Origin of the sequence: Bifidobacterium choloepi (assembly GCF_010667615.1) — a bacterium.
Classification (GTDB): domain Bacteria; phylum Actinomycetota; class Actinomycetes; order Actinomycetales; family Bifidobacteriaceae; genus Bifidobacterium; species Bifidobacterium choloepi.
This window is the reverse complement of the sequence record NZ_VYSG01000002.1, coordinates 185,834-207,889: the sequence shown is the minus strand read 5'-3', so window position 1 is coordinate 207,889 and position 22,056 is coordinate 185,834. Positions and strand designations below refer to the sequence as shown.

The window sequence follows — 22,056 nt, the reverse complement described above, 5'->3', positions numbered from 1 at the left end:
GGTTACTGCCTCTCCTCTTCGCTGCGTGCCTCGAGGGCGCGCGGGTCGGTGACGTCGACCATGTCGTCGACCTGTTCGAGGTCGTTCCAGTCGGCCTTGAGCCGGGACGATTCGTCCGTGGCAACGGAATCGTTCATGATGGCGGAATCGTCCGCATCGTGCGGATCGTCCCCGTCGGCGTTGTCCGGCGACATGACCGGCGTCGCGATGCCGGCCTTCTCGACGGCCTCGGCGTACGGCACCGGCTGTTCCTTCGTGCCGAAGTCGACGACGTCGCTGTCCTTCGCGAGCGCGGCGAGGAATTCGTCGACGTGCGACTGGTCGCCGCTGAATTCGTAGGTGATCGCGCCGATCGCGATGCCGCGCACCGTGTCGATGCCGCCGTACAGCAGGCTCGACGTGACGCCGAACTTCGCGATCAGGTCGGAAATGTTCTGGCCCGACGCCGTGATGAGCGGCTTGCCGTCGCCGTCGACGATGTCGTGCTGGCGGATGACGACGGTGACGATGCGGCCCGGCCACTGCTTGCGCATCTCGGCGACGCGCTGCTCGTCCGGCAGGCCGGACATCGCCGTCGCGATGAACCGCTTGGTGATCGGTTCCTTCGGCGCGGCGAACACGTCGTAGACGTCGCCGCGCTCGACGACCTTGCCGGCCGACATGACGGCGACGCGGTTCGCGATCTGCTGGACGACGTTCATCTGGTGGGTGATAAGGACGATGGTGACGCCGAGCTGTTCGTTGACGCGCTTGAGGAGTTCGAGCACCTCGGTTGTCGTCTCCGGGTCGAGTGCGCTTGTCGCCTCGTCGGCGAGCAGGATCTGCGGGTTCGTGGCGAGCGCGCGGGCGATGCCGACGCGCTGCTTCTGGCCGCCGGAGAGCTGCGACGGATACTTGTCGGCATGCTCGGACAGGCCGACGAAGTCGAGCAGTTCGCGCACGCGCTGTTCCTGGTAGTCCTCGCGCCAGTGGTCGAGCTTCAACGGGAAGCGGATGTTGTCGGCGACGGTTTTCGTCGAGAACAGGTTGAACTGCTGGAAGATCATGCCGATCTTCTGGCGGAACGGCCGCAGCTTGCCTTCCGACATCGACGAGATCCGTTCGCCGAGAACGGTGACAGTGCCGCTGGTGGGCTGCTCGAGCGCGTTGATCATGCGCACGAGCGTGGACTTGCCGGCGCCCGAGTAGCCGATGATACCGAAGATGTCGCCCTTGTTGATCGTCAGGCTGACGTCGTCGACGGCCTTCGGCGCCGCCGCGCCCTTCCTGCCGCTCCTGGCGGCCTTGTACTGCTTGACGACGTGGTCGAATTCGATGATCGGCTCGCCGACGGCGATCCTGCCGGCCGCCGCCTCGACGGCCTCGCGTGCCTTGATCTGGTTCACTGGTTGTCCCTCACGTCCTGCTCGATGTCCTTGAGATACTGCTGCAGCTGTGCCGTGGTGAAGTTGTTGGCGAACACGGCCGTGCCGTCGGAATTCTCCTGCAGCTTCTCGAGCACGGCGTCGCTCTGGAAGATCTCGACGGCCTTCTGGTAGACGGGATTGTCGACGTCGTCGGCGCGCACGACGAAGACGTTGATGTACGGGCGCGATTCCTCCGACTCGGCGTCGTCCTGGTAGATGGCGTCCTTCGCGGACAGGCCCGCGTCGGCGACATAGTCGTTGTTGATGACGCCGGCCGCGATCGTCGGGTCTGACTTGAGCGAGTTGGCGATCTGCTCGGCCTTCATCGCGACGACCTTGACCTTCGAGGCGCTTTCGTCGATGTCCTGCGGAATCGAGAACGCCGTCCATTCGTTCTTCAGCGTGACGAGGCCGGCGGCCTTGAGCACGCCGATCGCGCGGGCCTGGTTCGTCTCGTCGTTCGGAATGGCGACCGTGGAGCCTTCCGGAATCTGCGAGATGTCGGTGTAGACCGGGTTGCCGTCCGAATCCATCTGCGAGTAGACGCCGAGCGGGAAGATCGCGACGCCGCCGATCGGCTGCAGGTCCTGGTTGTCCGAGACGTTGTAGTTCGCGAGGTAGAGCAGGTGCTGGAACTCGTTCATGTCGAGGTCGCCGGCCGCAAGCGCCGGATTCTCGGACGTGTAGTCCTGGAAGTCCTTGATCTGGACGTAGAGGCCCTGCGCCTCGGCCTGCTTCTTGAACTCGACCCACTGCGGGTCGGTCGCGCCGACGACGCCGATGACGACCGGGTTGCCGGCCGTGCCCTTCTCGGCCGCGTGGCTGTCGCGGTTCATCACCCACGGAATGCCGATCGCGAGCGCCGCGATGACGAGCACGGCAACGACGGCAATGATGGCGTTGCGCCTGCCGTGATAGACGCGGACCGGATTGGAGGTGTCCAGCGGGTAGCGCGGATCGCGTCCGCCGCCGGAAGTGCCGTTGGGCATTGGCTGCGCAGTCATTCAGGCCTTTCTTTCCATTCTTCGCTCGGTGCCGGCCGCCGTTCCCCGTCCGGGGCCGCGTTGGCCAAGCAAACTCTATTACTGTACGGCCGGTCGTCCGGTTTGCCCAGCCGATCCTCCCCCGAACCTCTATAACTTTTTTCTATGGCCGGTTATTGTCGCCCGGCACCCCGGGCGACAATAACCGGCCAGCAGGTACCGGGTCGTTGTCGATCATGGCCCATTCCTCTCTCTGTGGCCTGTCGGTTCTCTCGCCGTTGCGGCGTTGGGCACCACCCTACGGAAGATGCAACCGCCACACGCCTGCGCCGTCATCGCCATTTTCTATGGCACGTTCTAAGAAGTGCCCGGAGTCGCGCCAGTGATCGCGTAGGGGGTCGGAGATTCGCTGCGCTCCCAGTAGTGCAGCCGTGACCGGAAGGACGGCGGAGAACTGTTTCTCGAGACGCTCGAGGCCGCTCGGCCAAGCCTACGCTCGAGAAACAGTTCTCCGCCGTCCTTCCTCCCTCCGTGGTCAGGTTGCTGTTCGGCTGTAGGATGGCTACGGAAGAATCGTTCAAAGTGAAGGGGAACCATGACGGCTATCCAGGCGGCGTTTTTCGACATCGACGGAACGCTGACGAGCTTCGAGACGCATCGCGTGCCGGAGTCGACGATCGAGGCGCTGCGGCAACTGAAGAGCAGCGGCGTGAAGATCTTCATCTGCTCGGGCCGCGCGCCGGCGTTCCTCGATGTCATCATCGACATGATTCCGGTGAGGTTCGACGGCTTCGTCTGCGTCAACGGACAGTACTGCGTCGACGGCGACTTCAATCTCATCCACAAGGAGCCGCTGTCCGATCACGACGTCGCCGTCGCGCTCGACTGGATGGACGCCCATCCCGACGTCGTCGTCAGCTACTGCGAGAAGGACTACGCGTATTTCAACCATGCGAACGAGCAGCTCGAGCGGTCGTGGAAGTCGCTCGGCAAGACGGCGCCGAGGATCTTCTTCGACGACGCGCGCGCCAGGACGGCCGCCGGCCACGAGCTCTTCCAGTTCTCGCCGTACATTTCCGCCGAGCAGGAAGCCGAGCTCGTCGCGCTGTCCGACAACCTGGTCGGCGTGCAGTGGGCGCCCGATTTCTACGACATGATCAACAACAACGGCGGCAAAGGCTTCGGCATGCGGCAGATGGCCCGTCATTTCGGCTTCGGCATGGACGCCACGATCGCGTTCGGCGACGGCGGCAACGACATCCAGATGCTCGAGGCCGCCGCGATCGGCGTCGCGATGGGCAACGCCGGCGACGACGTCAAGCAGCGTGCCGACTACGTGACCGATGCCGTCGACGACGACGGCATCATGAATGCGCTGAAGCATTTCGACGTGCTCCAGGAGACTCCCTCTTCAGAGGTTGAGCCGTGAAGCAAACAGCCCTGTGGGCTGTTTGTAGGCGAAGGCGAGCGACAGCGAGCAAATGATGAGCCTCGCCGAAGGCGAGTCCAAACTCACAGGAAGGTCGGCGAGGCGTAGCCGAGCCGGTGGGAGTAGCGTAGCGGCATCGCCGCGAAGCGTAGTTCGCAAGTGGGCTGGAACGTGACGTTTCTCGGGAAAATGTCACGTTCCAGCCCACTCGCGAACTCCCACCGAAAATCCCTACGGGATTTTCGACTCCCTCCAAGGAGGGAGTCAAGGGGAGGTCAGACGAGCTCGATCGACTCGATCATGACCGGCTCGAGCGGCATGTCGTTGCGGCCGGTGGCGACGGAGTCGATCTTGTCGACGACCTTCTTCGAGGCGTCGTCGGCGACCTCGCCGAAGATCGTGTGGTGGCCGTCGAGCCACGGCGTCGGGACCGTCGTGATGAAGAACTGCGAGCCGTTCGTGCCGTGGATCTTGCCGTCGGCGCCGCGGCGCAGGCCGGCATTCGCCATCGCCAGCAGGTACGGACGGTCGAACGACAGCGACGGATCGATCTCGTCGTCGAAGTCGTAGCCCGGGCCGCCGGTGCCGTTGCCGAGCGGGCAGCCGCCCTGGATCATGAAGTCCTTGATGACGCGGTGGAACGTCAGGCCGTTGTAGAATTCCTCATTCGACGGCTGGCCGGTGAACGGATCGGTCCACTGCTTCTTGCCGGTCGCCAGTCCGAGGAAGTTCTCGACGGTGTGCGGCGCCTTGTCGTCGAACAGGTCGATCTTGATATCACCTTCGGAGGTGTGCATGATAATAGTGCTCATGGAGCGCCAGCCTACCACACCGTCCCCGTGACCGGCCGGAGAAATGTCGCAGGGCCGAAGCGGCGGCGCAAGCCGGCGACCACGGAGACAGTGGTGCCTACGAGAACGATTCAGTGCGTCTTCGGCTCCTGGCGGCGGTCGGCGCGCGATTCGCGGGCGCGCTGGCGTAACCGTCGCAGCTTCGGCTGGGCGTCCTCCTTCGCGCCGGTCAGGCGATAGACGTCGTAGACGCCGTCGATCTTGCGGATGGCGGCGAGCAGCGAGTTGAGATGCTGCGGGTCGGCCATCTCGAAGCTGAACTGGCTCGTGGCCACGCGGTCGGCGCCGGTCGAGATCGTGCCGGACAGGATGTTGACGCCGTGGTCGGACAGCACGCGCGTGACGTCGCTCAGCAGGTGCGGACGGTCGAGCGCCTCGACCTGGATGCGCACCATGAACAGGCCCTTCGAGCTCGCCCATTCGACCTCGACGACGCGTTCGGGCTGGCGGCGCTTCAGGTTGATCATGTTGATGCAGTCGATGCGGTGCACCGAGACGCCCTCGCTGCGCGTGACAAAGCCGACGATCGCGTCGCCGGGCACCGGCATGCAGCAGTGCGCGAGCTTCGTCCAGACGTCGGAGACGCCCTTGACGGTCACGCCGGTCGAGTTCGTGCCGGACCTCGAGACGCTCGAGTTCGAGTGAACGCGCAGCGGCAGCATCTCGCGTTCGGCTTCCTCGGACACCTCGTCGTCGCCGGCGTCCTTGACCAGGTGGGAGATGACGTTCTGCGTGGAAATCTGGCCCTCGCCGATCGCCGCGAGGACGACGTCCGGACTCGACAGGCCGAGGTCGTCGGCCACGCCGATCATCGCCTCGTTCGTCAGCAGCGCCTGGATCGGCAGGTTGCGCTTGCGCATCGCGCGCGTCAGCTCGTCGCGGCCTTCCTCGATCGCCTCGGAACGGCGTTCCTTGCTGAACCACTGGCGGATCTTGTTGCGGGCCTTCGGGCTCTTGACGAAGTCCATCCAGTCGCGCGACGGGCCGGCCGTCTCCGACTTGCTGGTGAGCACCTCGACGGTGTCGCCGTTCTCGAGCTTCGTGTCGAGCGGCACCAGTCGGCCGTTGACGCGGGCGCCCATCGTGCGGTGGCCGACCTCGGTGTGGACGGCGTAGGCGAAGTCGACCGGCGTGGCGTCTTTCGGCAGCGAGACGATCTTGCCCTTCGGCGTGAAGACATAGACTTCGGCGGCACCGAGGTCTTCCTTGAGCGACCCGAGGAACTCGTCGGAGTCGGGCGTCTCGCTCGTCCAGTCGGCGAGCTGCTGGATCCACTTGAGATTGTCGGCCGACGTCAGGCCCTGGCGGTCGGATGATTCATGCGCCAGTTCGTCGCCGCGCTTCTTGTCCTGCTTGTCCGGCGTCGACAGCGCGCGGCCGGCCTGGCCGTTTTCCTTGTACTTCCAGTGCGCGGCGATGCCGAACTCGGCCTTGCGGTGCATGTCCCACGTGCGGATCTGGATCTCGACCGGCTTGCCGCCGGGGCCGACGACCGTCGTGTGCAGGCTCTGGTACATGTTGAGCTTCGGCATCGCGATGTAGTCCTTGAACCGGCCCGGCACCGGCGACCAGCGCGCGTGGACGGCGCCGAGCGCCGCATAGCAGTCCTGGATCGTGTCGACGATGATGCGCACGCCGACGAGATCGTAGATGTCGGAGAAATCGTGGCCGCGCACGATCATCTTCTGGTAGATCGAGAAATAGTCCTTCGGGCGGCCGGTGACGGTGGCGTGGATGTGCTGGTCCTCGAGATCCTCGTTGATCTCGGCCAGGATTTGCTTGAGGTAGACGCTGCGCTGGCCGGCGCGGCGCGAGACGAGCATGACGATCTCGTTGTAGATCTTCGGATAGAGGACCTTGAAGCTCAGTTCCTCGAGCTCGGTCTTGATGGCGTTCATGCCGAGGCGGTTGGCGAGCGGCGCGTAGACGTCGAGCGTCTCGCGGGCCTTCTTCTGCGCGCTCGACGGCTTGACATAGCGCCAGGTGCGGGCATTGTGGACACGATCGGCGAGCTTGACGACGAGGACGCGCACGTCACGGCTCGTCGCGATGACCATCTTGCGGATCGTCTCGGCCTGTGCCGAGTCGCCATAGTCCATCTTCGTGAGCTTGGTGACGCCGTCGACGAGGCCGGTGACGGTGTCGCCGAATTCGGCGCGACATTCCTCGAGCGTGTAGTCGGTGTCCTCGACGGTGTCGTGCAGCAGGCCGGCGGCGACGACGATCGGTCCCATGCCGAGGTCGGCGAGGATCTGCGCGACGGCGAGCGGATGGATGATGTACGGTTCGCCGGACTTGCGGCGCTGTGTCGAATGCTGCCTGACGGCACGGCGGTAGGCGCGCTGCAGGATCGACATGTCGTCGTCGGGATTGTGGGCCTGACAGGTCTTGAGGATCGGCAGCAGCGGATCGAGCGCGTTCTCGCTGATCTCGCACCCGAGCATGTGGGCAGGCTGCATCTCGTCCTGCTGTGCGGTCATCCTCTTGCCTCCTCCTGCCGCCCGTCGCGTCGCCGGACGCGCGGGCCACCCGCTCCCGCCGGGCGGACCTCACGGCGAGATTGTTCCCATCATACGCCGTCCGGACAGCTGGAACCCAACCGGACGGGACGACGGCGCCGGCGGGCCGTCCGGCTCAGGCCGAACGCACGCCGGTGGAGCCGAAGCCGCGCTCGGCGCGGTCGGATCCCGGCAGTTCGTCGGCCTCGACGAACCTGGCCTCGACGTAGCGCTGGACGACGAGCTGCGCAATGCGGTCGCCCGGATGGAACACGACGGTGTGCTCGGGATCCAGGTTGATCAGCGGCACCTTGATCTCGCCGCGGTAGCCGGCGTCGATCGTGCCCGGCGCATTGAGCACCGTCACGCCCTGCTTCGCGGCGAGGCCGGAGCGCGGATGAACCAGCCCGACGTAGCCGGCCGGCAGCGCGATCGCGACGCCCGTCGGCACGAGCGCGCGTTCGAACGGCTTGAGCGTCACGTCCACCGTCGTCACGAGGTCGGCGCCGGCGTCGCCGGCATGCGCGTAGCGCAGCCGCGCCGGAAACGCCGGGTCCAGCGACTTGACGAGGACTTCGGTCTGCTCTGGTTCGTTGTATGCCGGATCGAACGTCATCAGGCGGCGCACTCCTCGCAGACGGGCTGGCCGTCCTCGTTCGTGTAGGCGAGCTGGCTGCGGTGCTTGACGAGGAAGCACTCGGCGCAGATGAACTCGTCGCCCTGCATCGGGACGACGGTCACCGACGCGTCCTCGTTGGAGAGGTCGGCGCCCGGCAGCTCGTAGTCCTCGGCGATGGCGTTCTCGTCGTCGTCCATGCCGTTGCTGGCATCCTGGTTGCCCTTGCTCAGCGCCTGCAGCGACTCCTCGTCCTCGTCGGCGTTGCGCGGCGTGTCATAATCCTGTGCCATGGCGATTCCTTTCGTTTCGTTCCCTGGCTGCTGTTCCTGTTCTTCGCCCGGATGATCGCGCACGATTCCCGCGCGGGAATCGTTCTCGTCCCCGAGTCCGGTCGGCTGGTTCCAACCAACCCAAGTCCTTGGCATTCTCGTCGGAGAATTCCCCAACCTTAGCGCGGATAGCGACAAATGGTATGGTATTTTCCCCGCATAGGATACACGATTTCCAACATCCGTACAGTCCGACACTCCACCCGCGTGTACACTGGTTCAATATTGTCACCGTGAAAAGAGGAATGCCATGGCAGCTGAGTCGGACCACGTGGCCCGTTTCGATCATGTCAGCAGCGAGGGGCAGCTGGTATTCACCGTCGACGGTCGGAACGCCGTCGTCACCGTCGACGACGAACTCGAACGCGCTATTCTCGAGGCCAAGCAGATCTTGTCCGAACGAATGGAAGACGAGGCGCCGGCGCAGCGCACGCAGCCGCTGCCGATCTCGCAGATCCAGTCGCTGATCCGGGCCGGCGCGACGACCGAGCAGGTCGCCGCGAAATACAGCCTGAGCGAGGCGATCGTGCGACGATTCTCGACGTCGGTCGAGGCGGAGAAACAGTACGCGATCAACCAGTTCCTCCATGTCGGGGCGCCGCGCGAGAGCCACATGCACACGATTTCCCAGCTCATCGAAAACACGCTGGCCGCCGCGCAGGTGGCGCCGGCCTCGGTGTCCTGGGCGGCCACGCGCCGCGGGCTGGAACCGTGGCAGATCTCGGCGACGTTCGAGTCGAACGGCCGGCCCGTCGTGGCGCGCTGGTCGTGGAACATGCGCGACAACGCCGTCGTCTGCGAGAACAACGCGGCCAGCGTGCTGCTCGGCGAGTTCATTCCGTCCGAGAACACCGCGATCAAGGCGGCCGAGGCGGCGCCCGACGACGACTCGTTCCCGATGTCGCTCAACCTGCCCGGCAACTCCGCCGATTCGGCGCGCATCGAGATGACCTTGTCGTCGTGGCGGCACGACCAGGCGGCCGCTGCCGTCGCCGAGCGCGACGCGTTGCGCATGGAAGCAAGCAGGCGCGATCCCGCCGACCGGCCATCCGGCGAACAGGTCGCCATGGCGCCGGCTGGCGATGGCGGCCAGGTGAACGATGGCGGAGTCCCGGCGGCTGTCGCCGGCGACGCCGCCGCGACCGGTGTTCCGGACGCCGGAATCCCGGTGGCCGGTGACGGCCACGGCGCCGGCCACCCGGACGACGACGCCGTCGATGTGGTTGCCGATGCCGCCAACGCCGACGACATGGATCAGGCCGGGACGACGGCCGAAGATCATGCTGCCGACGGTCGCGAAGCCGGCGGCCATGACGCGGCCGCCCATGACGACATGCATGACGGCATGATGGACTTTCCGCCGACTTCCGACCGGCTCGTCGCCGTTCCCTCCCCCGATGCCGATGTTCCGGCGGCGACCGCTGGCCGTACCGGCGACGCCGTCGTCAGCGCGGCACCGAAGGCCGAAGTCGAGGATGCCCGCGAGGCGGCCCGCAAGCGCACGCCGAACGTCTCGATCTCGGCGATCGCCGGCGGCGGACGCTCGCGTCGCCAGAATGACCGTCAGCCGTTGCGGCCGGCGACGACGCCGACGCCGGCCGACGGCGAGACGACGTCGGTCATCGACCAGGACGACCTGCGCACGCCGACGAACGGCTTCCCCGCCGTCAACGAATCGGCGCAGGCCGCCGCGAAGAAGGCCAAGAAGAACAACGCCTTCCGCAGTTGGGACGAGATCATCTTCGGCTGAGCAGCCATATGGGCACAAGCAGAAGACCCCGCTTCGGCGGGGTCTTCTGCTTGTTGATTCACAAACCCGGGCTCATGGCCCGGGTTTGTGAATCAACATGGAGCCGGTCCTCGTTCTCGGACCAGTCCTTCTAGCCGGCACAGGCGATCGGGGCGTCCAGCTCGCTGCCGCTGCCGTCGCGGCGCGGGTCGACGGCCGGCAGCGCAACGGGCTTGCCACCCTCGGTCGAGGCCAGCAACGGGAACGGGCCGACGTGGGCGAACAGCAACGTGTCCTGTCCCTTGAGGAAGCGCTGCGAGCGCACGCCGCCGGTGCCGCGGCCCTTCGTCGGGTACAGCGCGAACGGCGTGACCTTGGCCGAGCCGTTGTCGGTGCCGGGCAGCGCGTCGGCGTCACCGGCGACGGTCAGCACGACGGCACCCGACATCGCGGGCGCGTCGTCGCCGGATTCGGTACCGTCGGAGGCGCTGTCCGCCGTGCCGTCGGCGGCACCGTCCACTCCGGCCGCGCCTTCGTCGTCGTTCCAGGCGATCTCGCCGGCCGGGACGACGGCGAACGTGATCGCCTCGCGGCCTTCGGCCAGGCGGATGCCGGCCATGCCGCCGGCCGTGCGCCCCTGCGGGCGCACGTTCTTCGCGTCGAACGTCAGCAACGATGAGTCGGACGAGACGAACACGAGCCGGTCGCCGTCGGCCGCGTCGGCGGCGAACAGCACCTCGTCGCCGTCCTTGAGGTCGATGACGCTCCACGAATCCATCGTCGTCGGCGCCTCGCGGTTCCAGCGCTTGACGACGCCGTGCCTGGTGCCGAGCGCGAGCGGTGCCAGCGTGACGGCCTTGCCGTCATCGTCCGTCCCGTCGCGGTTGTCACTCCGGTCGGCCGCCCCGGCGGCCGTCATCGGGACGGCGGCGACAACGTGTTCGCCGCGAATCGGCCCGGTGCTTTCGGTGCCGGCGAGCAGTTCGTCGGCCCTGATGCCGCCGGTCAGCGACAGCGCGCCTGCCGAGCCGCCGGCGTCGACGCCGTCGACGAGGTTCGGCAGGTCGACGGCGTGCGCGAGGACGAGCCTGCCCTTCGACGTGATCAGTGCGTAGGTCGAGCGGGTCGTCGTCGCGAAGACCGAGCGCGGCACGTCATCGGACGTGCGCTTCGTCGCCGTCGAACGCTGGTGCAGCGCGTCGAGGGCACTGGCCGGCATGCGTCCGATCAGGCCGCTCGCTGACAGCGCGACGACGCACGGTTCGTCGTCGATCGCGAGCGCCGACAGCAGTCCCGGCGCCCCGGCACCGTCGGTCGCGCCGGTCTCGCCGTTCTTCGCGGCCCTGGCGGCGGCCTTGCGGGCGGCGTCGACGTCGGCGGCCGTGCTCGACAGCGTGTCGGCGGCGCGGGCGGCGACGAGCGCCTCGTCGGAGACGGCGCGGGAGCCGCGAATCTTCACCGGCGCCATCGCGCCGGATTCGTCGGCCTCGAGGATGACGGTGCGCCGCGGCGTGCCGTATTCGGCGACGGCCTTGTCCATTTCGTCGACGACGACGGCGTCGAGCGCCTCGTCGGACGAGAGGATGACGTCGAGTTCGTCGAGCTTCGCCTTGAGGTCGTCGCGTTCGGCCTCGAGCTCGATGCGGCTCATCCTGGTCAGTCGGCGCAGGCGCAGGTCGAGGATGTACTGGGCCTGGATGTCGTCGAGGTCGAAGACCTGGATGAGCCGGGTCTTCGCGGCGTCGGCGTTCTCGGAGGTGCGGATGACCTGGATGACCTCGTCGATGTCGACCATCGCCATCAGCATGCCCTCGACGAGGTGCAGCCGCTCGAGCGCCTTCCTGCGACGGAATTCGCTGCGCCGGCGGATGACGTCGCGGCGGTGGCCGATCCAGACGTCGAGCATTTCGCGCAGGCCCATCGTGTGCGGACGGCCGTCGACGAGCGCGACGTTGTTGATCGTGAAGTTCTCCTGCAGCGGCGTGTGGCGCAGCAGCTGGACGAGGACGGCGTTCGGGTCGAAGCCGGTCTTGATCTCGATGACGAGGCGGGTGCCGTTGTGCCGGTCGGTCAGGTCGATCGCGCCGCTGATGCCCTCGAGCTTGTGGTTCTTGACGCCGTCGGAGATGCGTTCGAGCACGCGTTCGGGGCCGACCATGTACGGCAGTTCGGTGACGACGATCGCCTTCTTGCGGGCCGTCACGTTCTCGACATGCGTGCGGGCGCGCGTCGTGACGGTGCCTCGGCCGGATTCGTAGGCGTCGCGGATGCCGTCGCGGCCGATGATCGTGCCGCCGCCGGGCCAGTCCGGGCCGGGCACGAATTCCATCAGCTTGTCGAGCGTGGCGTTCGGGTGCTTCATCACGTACTTGGCCGCGGCGACGACTTCGCCGAGGTTGTGCGTGGCCATGTTCGTCGCCATGCCGACGGCGATGCCGGAGGCGCCGTTGACGAGCAGGTTCGGGATGGCGGCCGGCAGCACGCTCGGCTCCTTGAGCTTGTTGTCGTAGTTCGGCGTGAAGTCGACGGTGTCCTCGTTGATGTCGGCGTTCATCGCGAGCGCCGCCGGCGCGAGTCTCGCCTCGGTGTATCGGGAGGCGGCGGGCCCGTCGTCGAGCGAGCCGAAGTTGCCGTGGCCGTCGACGAGCGGCAACCTCATCGCGAACGGCTGGGCGAGGCGGACCATCGCCTCGTAGATCGCCGAGTCGCCGTGCGGGTGCAGCTTGCCCATGACCTCGCCGACCACGCGGGCGGATTTCATGTACGGCCGGGTGGGCAGCAGGTTCATTTCGCCCATCTGGTAGACGATGCGTCGCTGCACCGGCTTCATGCCGTCGCGCGCGTCCGGCAGCGCGCGGGCGTAGATCACCGAATACGCGTATTCGAGGAACGACTTGCTCATTTCCTCGTTGAGCGGCGTCTCCACGATGTTTTCCCTGACCGTTCTCGGGTCGTAGGAAGCGGCGTGTGACTTCTTGCGACGTGCTGCTGCCATGTCTCTCCTGTTACTCGGTGCCGACGGGTTCGTCAACAGTCACGATTCGTCCGTCCGGCTCGTTCGCCCGGACGAATCGTGACCATTCATTCGAACATCCATTCGAATACTGTCCCTATATTACCAGCCAGCCGGCGACGCCCCTCGTCGCGCCGTTTCGCCGGCCGTCGCGCGGCGGCGCCGGCGATCAGGCCATGTCGACGAGGCAGGGAATGTCCATTTCCGTCATCGTCTGGCTGCCGTGGACGCTCGGCAGCGCCATCGCCTGCTCGGTCTGCGTGCGGCTGTCGACGATCGTGACGACGCCGTTGCCGGGCGTGCCGTCGGCGCCGGGCCGGCCAGCCGCCTCGTCGTCGATGCCGGCGCAGACGACGACGTCGCCGACGACCTCGGCCGTGCGGTGCAGCATCGGCCCGTAGAATCCGGAGGCGACGATCTCCTCCTTCGTGCGCACCCAGGCGCGTGTGCCGAGGCGCCGCTTCCAGCGGTGGGCGATCTCGTCGGCGCTCTCGTCCTCCTCGGCGTACAGCGCCACGCAGCGCGGCTCGCCGCCGACGAGGCGCACGCCGCGCATCAGCTCGGGTTCGGCGGCGATGTCGATTCGCGCGGCCGGATCGGTCATCACCATGCCGTGGTCCGCGACGATGACGATCAGCGTGCCCTTCGGCGCGAGGCGGCGCAGCGCGGCCAGCTGCGCGTCGGTCTTCTCGAACGCCGCCACCCATTTCTCGCTGAGCCATCCCTCGGCGTGGCCGACCTTGTCGGTGTCGCGCAGGTACAGGTAGGTCAGGCCCGGCTGCCGGGCCGATTCGGCGGCCTTCTTCACGCGCTGCATCGGCCGTTCGTCGGCGATGTAGCGGGCGCCGCGCAGCGCCGCCGTCGTCAGCGGCGAGCGGGCAAACTTCATCAGGCCCACGCTCGTCGCGCGCACGCCGAGGCTGTCGAGCTGCTCGAAGACGGTCGGCTGGCGCTGCAGGTCGGCCGGGTCCGGCGCGCCGCGGAACTGGATGAGCTGGCAGATCGCGTCGGTCGTCGGGTTGAGCTGCGTGTAGCCGGTCATGCCGGTCAGGCCGGGGCACGTGCCGGTGCCGAACGTCGCCATCGCGGCGACCGTCGTGCTTGGCGAGCAGGTCGAGATCGGCCTGCGGTTGGACGAATCGTTCATCAGCGAGCGCAGGTAGGGCGCGTGGCCGAGCCGGTCGACGAGGTTCCAGTAGCCCAGTCCGTCGACGAGCACGACGATCGCGGCGCCGTTACCGGCGTCCGGCAGCCCGAGCACCGACTGCAGCGCCGCCGGGTCGCGGTGGACGGCCGTCGTCACCGGCGCGCCGATTGCCGACGAGACGGCCGGCAGCACGCTCGACAGGTGCAGCGCGCCGCCGCGCGGCGCCGTCGTCGCCGCCGGCAGCCGCCCGGGAACGTCGCTCGGTCTCTCCGGGTCGATCCGGTCGCCATACTGGGCGGTCGGCACGAACGACAGCAACGTTTCCACTTCCGGCATCTCGATGATCATGCTTCCATTGAACCACCGCCCGTGACGTCGGCGACGCTACTTCGACGTGAACAGGCCCATCAGGATGGCGCCGGCGACGAGGAGGAGACACCCGATGACGATGAAGATCATCTGGCGCTTCGTCTTGCGTTCGTGCAGGACGACGATGCCGCCGAACGTCGCGACGATGACGCCGAGCTGCGAGAACGTCGTCGCGATGGCCTGGCCGACGGACGGGCTGGCGCAGGCGATGAAGATGCAGACGTTGCCGACGGCCCAGACGAGGCCGCTGGCGATGTTCTGCCAGGTCTTCTTCACGAAGAACCGGTCGTTGGGATCGACCGGCGACACCGGCCGGCCGGCGCGGCGGTTCATCAGGCAGTTCATGGCGCCCATGATCGCGAGGACGCCGACGATCTGGCCGAACGACTGCGGCAGCACGATCGACGTCATGTAGTAGAGACCGTCGCCGTTCGGCGCGTCGTAGACGCTGTTGGCGATGAAGCCGACCTTGTGCAGCAGGTTCGGGAAGACGAAGTAGAGCATGTAGCCGACCGTCGAGATCGCGATCGCCGTCAGGCCCTTGCGGAAGTCCTTCTTCGAGACGATCTTCGGGGCGGCCGGGCTGGTCGGCGACGTGATGGCGCTGGTGGCGGTCGGGTCGGCGCCGAGGTCGGTGACGGCGTCGGCGGCCGGCAGTTCGGAGTTGAGTAGCGCCTGGTCGGCAAGCCGCTGCCTCTTCGACTTGGGCTGCGCCGACGTGCAGACGGCGCCGACGGTGACGAGGGCGATCGAGACGAGGCCGACGATCCAGACGCGCACCGTTGTCCATTCGCCGAGCACGATCGCCGCCATCAGCGCGTTGCCGATGACCTGGCCTGCCGTCGAGATCGGCATCGCGATCGAGACGCCGAGCGGTTTCAGGGCGGTGAACTGGCCGATCTGGCCGACGGACCAGAACAGGCCGGAGACGAAGCCGACGAGCCAGATGCGCGGATTGAACACGTAGCCGAGGCCGGCGCGCGGCCAGACGAAGAGGAGCGCGGTCAGCATGCCGAAGATGACGGCGCCGACGGTCATGCCGAGCGACTGCTGCGTGGCCTTGCCGCCGATCTTCGTCGCCACCACGCTCGTCGAGCCGATGAACAGCGCGGACAGCAGCGCAATCGTCATTCCCATGGCCGTGGTTCCTTTCGCCGGTCTTCTTTCCCAGCGTAGGACAGTAAGACCGCGTTGCGACGATTCATGCGCCCAAGGCGAGCACGGGGGTATCGATCCTTTCCCTGCTACCGGTACAGCTTCATCCCCTGCGGCGTGGGCGTGAAGCCGGCGGCGCGCAACGGGTGATAGAGCGGCGAGGCGACACCGATCGCCTCGCCGTTGGCTTCCGAGAACGTCACCGGGCCGGCGCCGGCGTTGCGTTGCAGCATGTAGGCGAGTTCGCCCGCGGCCTGGTTGAGCAGGCTGTCGACGTCGGTGAACGCGACGAGTTTCTTGCCCTTGACGTTGGCGACAAGCACTGGCTCGCCGTGCCGCAGCACGACGAACGATCCGGCCTTGCGCATCGGTTTCGCGGCCGATTCGCTGACCGCGTCCGGCCACCTGACGGCCCCGCCCCAGACGACGGCCGGGTCGACGGTGCTCAGCGTCACTGTCGTGACGCCCGCGGATACGGCGGCCGAACCGAAGCGCGACTGGCTGCCGCCCGTGGCGGCGTGGCCGGCCGTGGCGGCGACGGCGCGCAGCGCGTCGACGGTGTCCTTCGCCGCGAACTGGGCCGCCCCGAATCCGTCGACGAACATGCCGCGCACGACAAGGCCGCGTTCCTCCATGCGCCTGAGGACCGGATAGACGGCGGAGAATCCGCCGGCAATGCCGGCCTGCTCGACGATCGGCTGGGCGACGACGCCGTACCGGTCGAGCAGCAGCTCGACCTCGTCGATGGCGACCTGCTCGGGAGTGAAGTCGGCAGTGTTACCGTCGTTGTCATCATTACCGTCGTTGCCGCTGCCGGCATCGCCGGCCGGCGCGGCGGGGATAAGCGACCAGAAGCCGCCGGCCGTCGCCGGCTGACGCAATGGCACGGCGGCACGCATCCGTCTGCGTCCCGTCATGCCGCCCCGGACCGTCCTTGCGCCAGTGCGCGCCGCGCCGGACTGTGCGGCGCCGCGGCCACGGACGACAGCGAACGACGAGTTCGTCACGCTCCCCTGCCACACAAGGTTCCACAGTGCCTCCTCGAAGGCGGCTCCGCTCCAGTACGGCGGCACGATCTCGCCGGTTTTCTCGTCGATGAGCGGTTCGGCCGAGGCCAGCCATGTCGACTTCACCACCGGTTCCAGCTGCGATGCCTGATAGGCGCCGCCACCGGCCAGCTGGTCGACGATGACCTGCTCGATGGTCAGTCCGCCGTCGACGGCGTTCGCGATCGCAATCTTGCGCCGTGCCGCCAGTTGCGGCGAGTCGGCCGGATAGAAGCTGACCGTCGCGCCCTGTCGTGGCGAGGTCTTCGCGTCCGACTCCCCCACCCAGACAACGTCGGACGACATGACGAGTTCGTCGAGCATCATCGGCATGTAGTCGCGCACGCGGGCCGGGAACACGGCGCGTTCCCAGACGTCGACCGGCAGGGCGACGCCCTCGAGCTGCTCGATGACGGCCATCAGCCCGTCGAGGCCGTCGCGCTGTTCGGCGCCGACCGGACCGACGCCCTGCAACTCGAGCAGGAAGCGCTGGTAGGCGTCGGGTTTCACTGGTTTCACGGCGGCGCGTGCGGCGGCAAGCGACTTTGTCCTGATGCGCTTGAAGACGTCCTCGTGCACCCACTGGTCCACGCCTTCGGGCAGTCGTCCGTCGAAGCGGCCGGTCAGGACCGTGCCGGATTCCTTCATGCGGTCGAGCGCGCGCACGACCTGTTCGGCGTCGATCGGCGTGCCGGCGGCGGTTTCGTCCTCGAGCAGGCCGGCGACGGTGAACGGTCCGTGCGTCTTGGCGTAGCGGGCCACGCGGCCGGCGATGTCGTCGGCGGCGAGCTCGTTCCAGAATGTGCGTTCCGCCAGCTGCCTGGCGACGGCATCGATGGCCTGTTCGTCGAGCACCGTGACGTAGTCGGCGGTGCCGAGCAGCTTCTCGAGCATGCCGGGGTCCATCGAGAGCAGTTGCGAGTTGCGTTCGGCCTGCGGCACGTCGTACTGGTACATGACCGATCCGACGAAGCCGAACAGTAGCTGTTCGGCCATCGGGCTCGGCGTTTCGGTGACGACGTCGGTCACCGCAATGGTGCCGGCATTGAGCCGTTCCATGACCTCGCGCAATGCCGGCACGTCGTATACGTCCTGCAGGCATTCGCGCGTGGTCTCGAGCAGCAGCGGGAAGTTCTTCTGCGTGCGTGCGGCGGCGAGCAGCTGTGCCGCGCGCAGTCGCTGTTGCCACAGCGGCACGCGCTTGCCCGGGTTCATGCGGGGCATGTACAGCGAGCGCGCCGCGATTTCGCGGAACCGTGCGGAGTAGAGCACCGAGTCGCCGACCTGTTCCTGCACGGTGCGTTGCAGGTCGTCAAGGTCGAACTTGACCAGGCCGGCGACGTCGATAGTGCCGTCGCCGTCCGGCACTTTCATGACAATGCCGTCGTCGGCGGCGAAGATTTGCGGTTCGAAGCCGTAGCGTTGGCGCATGCGCGCGTTGATCGCGAGCGCCCACGGTTCGTGGACGCGCCGGCCGAACGGCGAATGGAGCACGATCGTCCAGTCGCCTTCCTCGTCGCGGGTCCGTTCGACGACGAGGTGCGTGGCGTCGGGAATGACACCGGTGCTGCGTTGCTGGTCGGCGAGGAACGCGGCGAGGTTGCGGATGGCATTGTCGTCGAGGCCGTCGCCGCGCAGCCGGGTCAGGACGGCCGGCGTGAAGGTCGGCCGTTCGGGCGTCAGGTACGATTCGTTCGCGTCCTGTCCCCTCCCGCCATGGCCGGACGTGGCCGGGGAACCCGTTGTCGTCAGGCCGGCGCCGACGGCCGCGACGAACTGGCCCTGGGCGAGGCCGAAGCGGTAGTCGCGTCCGTCGCCGTCGCCGTGCCAGAACGGCAAGCGGGCGCTGCGTCCCGGAGCCGGCGTGACGATAACGCGGTCTCGCGTGATTTCCTGGATCTGCCAGCTTGACGTGCCGAGCGTGATGATGTCGCCGACACGCGATTCGTACACCATTTCCTCGTCGAGTTCGCCGACGCGTCGCGGCCCCTTCGAGCCTCCTCCGTCGCCTTCGGGCAAGACGACGGTGTACATGCCGCGGTCGGGAATCGTGCCGCCGCTGGTGACGGCGAGTCGCTGGGCGCCGGGGCGGCCGGAGAGCATGCCGGTTTCCTTCTCGATCATCAGCGGCGGCCTGAACGCCGAGAAGTCTTCGGAGGCGTAGGCGCCGGTCAGCATGCCGATCACCGAATCATAGACGTCGCGCGGCAGGTTGGCATACGGGGCGGACCTGCGCACCGTCGCATACCAGCGGTCGACGTTGACCGGTTCGATGGCGGCGGCCGCGACCGTCTGCTGGGCGAGCACGTCGAGCGCGTTTGCCGGCATGTGCAGCGGTTCGATGGCACCGTCCATCATGCATTCGACGCTGGTGCCGGCGCCGATGACCTGCTGGCGCGTCAGCGGATAGACGAGCGCATGCGAGACGCCGCCGACCTGGTGGTCGGCGCGGCCGACGCGCTGCAGGCCGGACGATACCGACAGCGGCGGGGCGATCTGGATGACGAGGTCGACGGAGCCCATGTCGATGCCGAGTTCGAGGCTGCTCGTCGCGACGACGCATCGCAGCTGGCCGCGCTTCAGCTGGTCCTCGATCTGCTTGCGCCGGTCCTTGGACACCGAGCCGTGGTGCGCCATCGCGATGACGTCGTCGGGATCCAGCGATGCCGGACCGCCGACCAGCATGCTCGTGGACCCGTATGAGCTGCGCCGGTGTCGCGGCTCGTCGGGACCATCCGACTGGTCGATCGTGCCGGAACTGGAGGTCTGTTTCCCAAGTCCCCGAGTGCCTTCGGCGTCCCCCATGAGTACGCGGTCATATACGTCATCCAGCGAAGCGGCCCCCTTCTCTTCCCGGGGATGCCTGCGGGCGGCGTAGAGGTCGTTCAATTGGGCGGTCAGGCGTTCGGCGAGGCCGCGCGAGTTGACGAAGACGAGCGTCGTCCTGTGCTTCATGACTTCGTCGAGGACGCTGCGCTGGATGTCGGGCCAGACGGAAGCCGGCTTGCCGTCGCCGTCGTCGCTCCTCACGGCCGACAGCGAGTCGTGTTCGGTGTCGGCCTGCAGGTACTTGCGATCCTTGCGTTCGGCAAGGCGTCGCATGGCCGGCGTGACACCCGAGATTTCGGATGTGCCGATGCCGGGCGAATCGTTCGGGGCTTTCCGGCGGCCGCTGTCGGGCAGCCGGTCGGCCGGGTCGACGACCTTGAGGTCCATGGCCGCCGGCGCGGCGGCATGGACGATCTCGACGGGCCGGTCGCCGCCGAGGAACCGCGCGGCCTCCCCGACCGGATTGACGGTGGCGGACAGACCGATGCGCTGCGCCGGCGTTTCCAGCAGGTCGTCGAGCCGTTCGAGGCTCAGCGCGAGATGCGCGCCGCGCTTCGTGCCGGCGACGGCGTGGACTTCGTCGAGGATGACCGTCTCGACGGTGCTCAGCGTCGAGCGCGCCTTCGACGTCAGCATCAGGTAGAGCGATTCGGGCGTGGTAACGAGGATGTCCGGCGGATTGCGGACGATCGCGGCGCGCTCCTTCGGCGTCGTGTCGCCCGAGCGCATCGCGACGGCGATGTCCGGAACGGCGTCCTTGCCTTCCGTCTGCTCGATCTCGTGCCGGATGCCGTCGAGCGGCGTCTCGAGGTTCTTCGCGACGTCGACGCCGAGCGCCTTGAGCGGCGAGACATAGAGGACCTTGACGCCTTTCTTCCGGCGCTTCGCGCGCGCGGCGCCCCGGGCCTGCGCGCTCTCCCCGTCGCCGGAGGGCGTTTTCTCCCGGATCAGCCGGTCGATCGCCGACAGGAACGCCGCCAGCGTCTTGCCGGAACCGGTCGGCGCGATGACGAGCACGTGCTTGCCGGAACGAATGGCAGGCCACGCGAGGCGCTGCGCCTCGGTGGCCGAACCGAAGCGACGCGCGAACCAGTCGCGCGTCGCCTGCATGAATCCGTCCATCCATTCGAACATGTGTTCTATTCTATCATGGACAATTTCGCTCCTGTCGTGTCACGACAGGAGCGAAATCTATTGCGCCGCCCGCTTGCGGCGCAGCGTCTCGTGCATGGCGATCATCAGGATCGTGAACAGCAGGATGTACCACGGCAGCAGGCGCACGCTGACGTACTGGGCGATCAGGCCGAACAGCGGCGGCATCGCCAGCGTGCCGACGTAGGCGAACGCCATCTGCATGCCGACGATGGCCTGCGACTTGTCGGCGCCGAAGTAGCCGGGCGTCGAGTGGATGATGCACGGATAGACCGGCGCGCAGCCGAAGCCGAGGACGACGAACGCGACGAGCGAGTTCCACGTGCCCGGCAGCGGCAGCACCATGATCAGCACGCCGACGAGCAGCAGCGCCTGGCCAATGCGGATCATCGTCCAGTCGGGGAACTTCATCGTCAGGAATCCGGACAGCATCCTGCCGACGGTGATGCCGATGAAGAACAGGCTCGCGTACTGGGCGGCCGTCGCCGCGTCGAAGCCGTCGGCGTGGACCATGTAGGTGCTCGCCCACAGGATCGTCGTCTGCTCGACGGCGCAGTAGCAGAAGAACATCAGCAGGATTTCCGGGGCGCCCGGCAGCCGGAAGACGGCGCGGAACCCGAGCGGCTTCGCCGGATTGGCCGGCGACGGGTCGGCACCGGTGTCGCCGGCGGTCACGTACGGAGCCGTCGCCGCGTCGTCGGCGACGTTGGCCCGGGCGGCCGCCGTGGCCTCGCCGGCCCTGGCGACGACGCCGGCGTCGTCGGACATGTCCGGCTGCGCGGCCGTCTGCGACGCGGGAATCGTGGCCGCCGAACGATTCTTCCACAGCGGCAGCGAGAAGACGATGACGGCCGTCAGCACGATCTGGATGATGCCGATGTAGCGGTAGCCCCACTGCCAGCCCTGGTCGGCGCCGATCGCGTAGCTCATGATGTACGGGCCGACGAGCGCGCCGAGGCCCCACATGCTGTGCAGCCAGCTCATGTGACGGCTCGCGTAGTGGACGGCGACGTAGTTGTTGAGCGCCGCGTCGACGCCGCCGGCGCCGAGGCCGTACGGGATGGCCAGCAGGATGAGGACCCAGTAGTTCGGCGCGATCGAGAAGCCGAACAATGCGAGCGCCGTCAGCGCCACCGAGCAGGCCGTCACCTTGCCGGCGCCGAACCTGAGCGTCATCCTGTCCGACAGCAGCGCCGAGACGATCGTGCCGGCGGAGATCGTCATCGAGATGCCGCCGGCCCAGCTCAGCGGCGCGCCGAGCGAGATGCTCATCGTCGGCCATGCGGAGCCGAGCAGCGAATCCGGCAGACCAAGCGAAATGAATGCCAGGTAGATGACGGCAAGGAGCAGACTGGCCATGATCCTCCATTGGGGTGCGTGACGAAGCGGGACGCGACGGCGCAATATGCCGGAGCCGGGGCCGTCGTGTCGAATCTCTCTGAATAGCCACGATTATAGGGAGACCCGCCACCATGGATTGCCGGACGGCGGTCGTTGTCGT

Annotated in this window: 13 protein-coding genes; 2 read left to right on the top strand and 11 right to left on the bottom strand. The window is 67.3% G+C overall.

Going from position 1 to position 22,056, the window contains the following annotated elements; all coding sequences use genetic code 11:
* Positions 1-2: 2 nt before the first annotated feature.
* A complete protein-coding gene (locus F6S87_RS06010; protein ID WP_163227858.1) occupies positions 3-1,337 on the bottom strand; it encodes a methionine ABC transporter ATP-binding protein in 1,335 nt (444 codons plus the stop codon).
* A gap of 44 nt (positions 1,338-1,381) precedes the next feature.
* The gene (locus tag F6S87_RS06005; RefSeq protein WP_163227857.1) at positions 1,382-2,395 is read right to left on the bottom strand and encodes a MetQ/NlpA family ABC transporter substrate-binding protein; all 1,014 of its coding nucleotides are present in this window, start codon (positions 2,393-2,395) and stop codon (positions 1,382-1,384) included.
* Positions 2,396-2,984: 589 nt separating this feature from the next.
* Between F6S87_RS06005 and F6S87_RS06000 the strand changes: the two genes are divergently transcribed.
* A complete protein-coding gene (locus F6S87_RS06000; RefSeq protein ID WP_163227749.1) occupies positions 2,985-3,818 on the top strand; it encodes a Cof-type HAD-IIB family hydrolase in 834 nt (277 codons plus the stop codon).
* Between the two features lie 275 nt (positions 3,819-4,093).
* Here F6S87_RS06000 and F6S87_RS05995 read toward each other — a convergent pair whose 3' ends face one another.
* The 4 genes from F6S87_RS05995 to F6S87_RS05980 form a co-directional block, all read right to left on the bottom strand.
* Positions 4,094-4,630 (bottom strand): peptidylprolyl isomerase, encoded by a 537-nt coding sequence (locus F6S87_RS05995; protein WP_163227748.1) that lies wholly within the window; start codon positions 4,628-4,630, stop codon positions 4,094-4,096.
* A gap of 110 nt (positions 4,631-4,740) precedes the next feature.
* Positions 4,741-7,149: a RelA/SpoT family protein gene (locus F6S87_RS05990; RefSeq protein WP_163227747.1), complete on the bottom strand. Its 2,409-nt coding sequence runs from the start codon at positions 7,147-7,149 to the stop codon at positions 4,741-4,743.
* A gap of 154 nt (positions 7,150-7,303) precedes the next feature.
* Positions 7,304-7,783 carry a dUTP diphosphatase gene (gene dut / locus F6S87_RS05985; protein WP_163227746.1) on the bottom strand — a complete coding sequence of 160 codons (480 nt, stop codon included), beginning with the start codon at positions 7,781-7,783 and terminating at the stop codon, positions 7,304-7,306.
* Complete coding sequence (locus tag F6S87_RS05980) at positions 7,783-8,076, bottom strand: DUF4193 domain-containing protein (protein WP_163227745.1); 294 nt, start codon at positions 8,074-8,076, stop codon at positions 7,783-7,785. Before F6S87_RS05980 ends, dut begins: the two co-directional genes overlap by 1 nt.
* Positions 8,077-8,365: 289 nt before the next feature.
* On the opposite strand from F6S87_RS05980, the gene sepH reads away from it, so the two are divergent.
* Positions 8,366-9,865, top strand: coding sequence for a septation protein SepH (sepH, locus tag F6S87_RS05975; RefSeq protein WP_163227744.1), 1,500 nt, complete (start codon positions 8,366-8,368; stop codon positions 9,863-9,865).
* Positions 9,866-9,995: 130 nt separating this feature from the next.
* On the opposite strand, the gene F6S87_RS05970 is transcribed toward sepH, so the two are convergent.
* The 5 genes from F6S87_RS05970 to F6S87_RS05950 all read right to left on the bottom strand — a co-directional run bounded on the left by F6S87_RS05970 (position 9,996) and on the right by F6S87_RS05950 (position 21,914).
* Positions 9,996-12,839, bottom strand: coding sequence for a DNA gyrase/topoisomerase IV subunit A (locus F6S87_RS05970; RefSeq protein ID WP_163227743.1), 2,844 nt, complete (start codon positions 12,837-12,839; stop codon positions 9,996-9,998).
* A 187-nt stretch (positions 12,840-13,026) separates the two neighbouring features.
* The gene (locus F6S87_RS05965) at positions 13,027-14,352 is read right to left on the bottom strand and encodes an alkaline phosphatase family protein (protein ID WP_163227742.1); all 1,326 of its coding nucleotides are present in this window, start codon (positions 14,350-14,352) and stop codon (positions 13,027-13,029) included.
* Between the two features lie 36 nt (positions 14,353-14,388).
* Positions 14,389-15,510: a GRP family sugar transporter gene (locus tag F6S87_RS08760; RefSeq protein ID WP_163227741.1), complete on the bottom strand. Its 1,122-nt coding sequence runs from the start codon at positions 15,508-15,510 to the stop codon at positions 14,389-14,391.
* A 107-nt stretch (positions 15,511-15,617) separates the two neighbouring features.
* Complete coding sequence (locus F6S87_RS05955) at positions 15,618-20,537, bottom strand: DEAD/DEAH box helicase (RefSeq protein ID WP_163227740.1); 4,920 nt, start codon at positions 20,535-20,537, stop codon at positions 15,618-15,620.
* A 57-nt stretch (positions 20,538-20,594) separates the two neighbouring features.
* A complete protein-coding gene (locus F6S87_RS05950; RefSeq protein ID WP_163227739.1) occupies positions 20,595-21,914 on the bottom strand; it encodes an MFS transporter in 1,320 nt (439 codons plus the stop codon).
* Between the last annotated feature and the right edge of the window lie 142 nt (positions 21,915-22,056).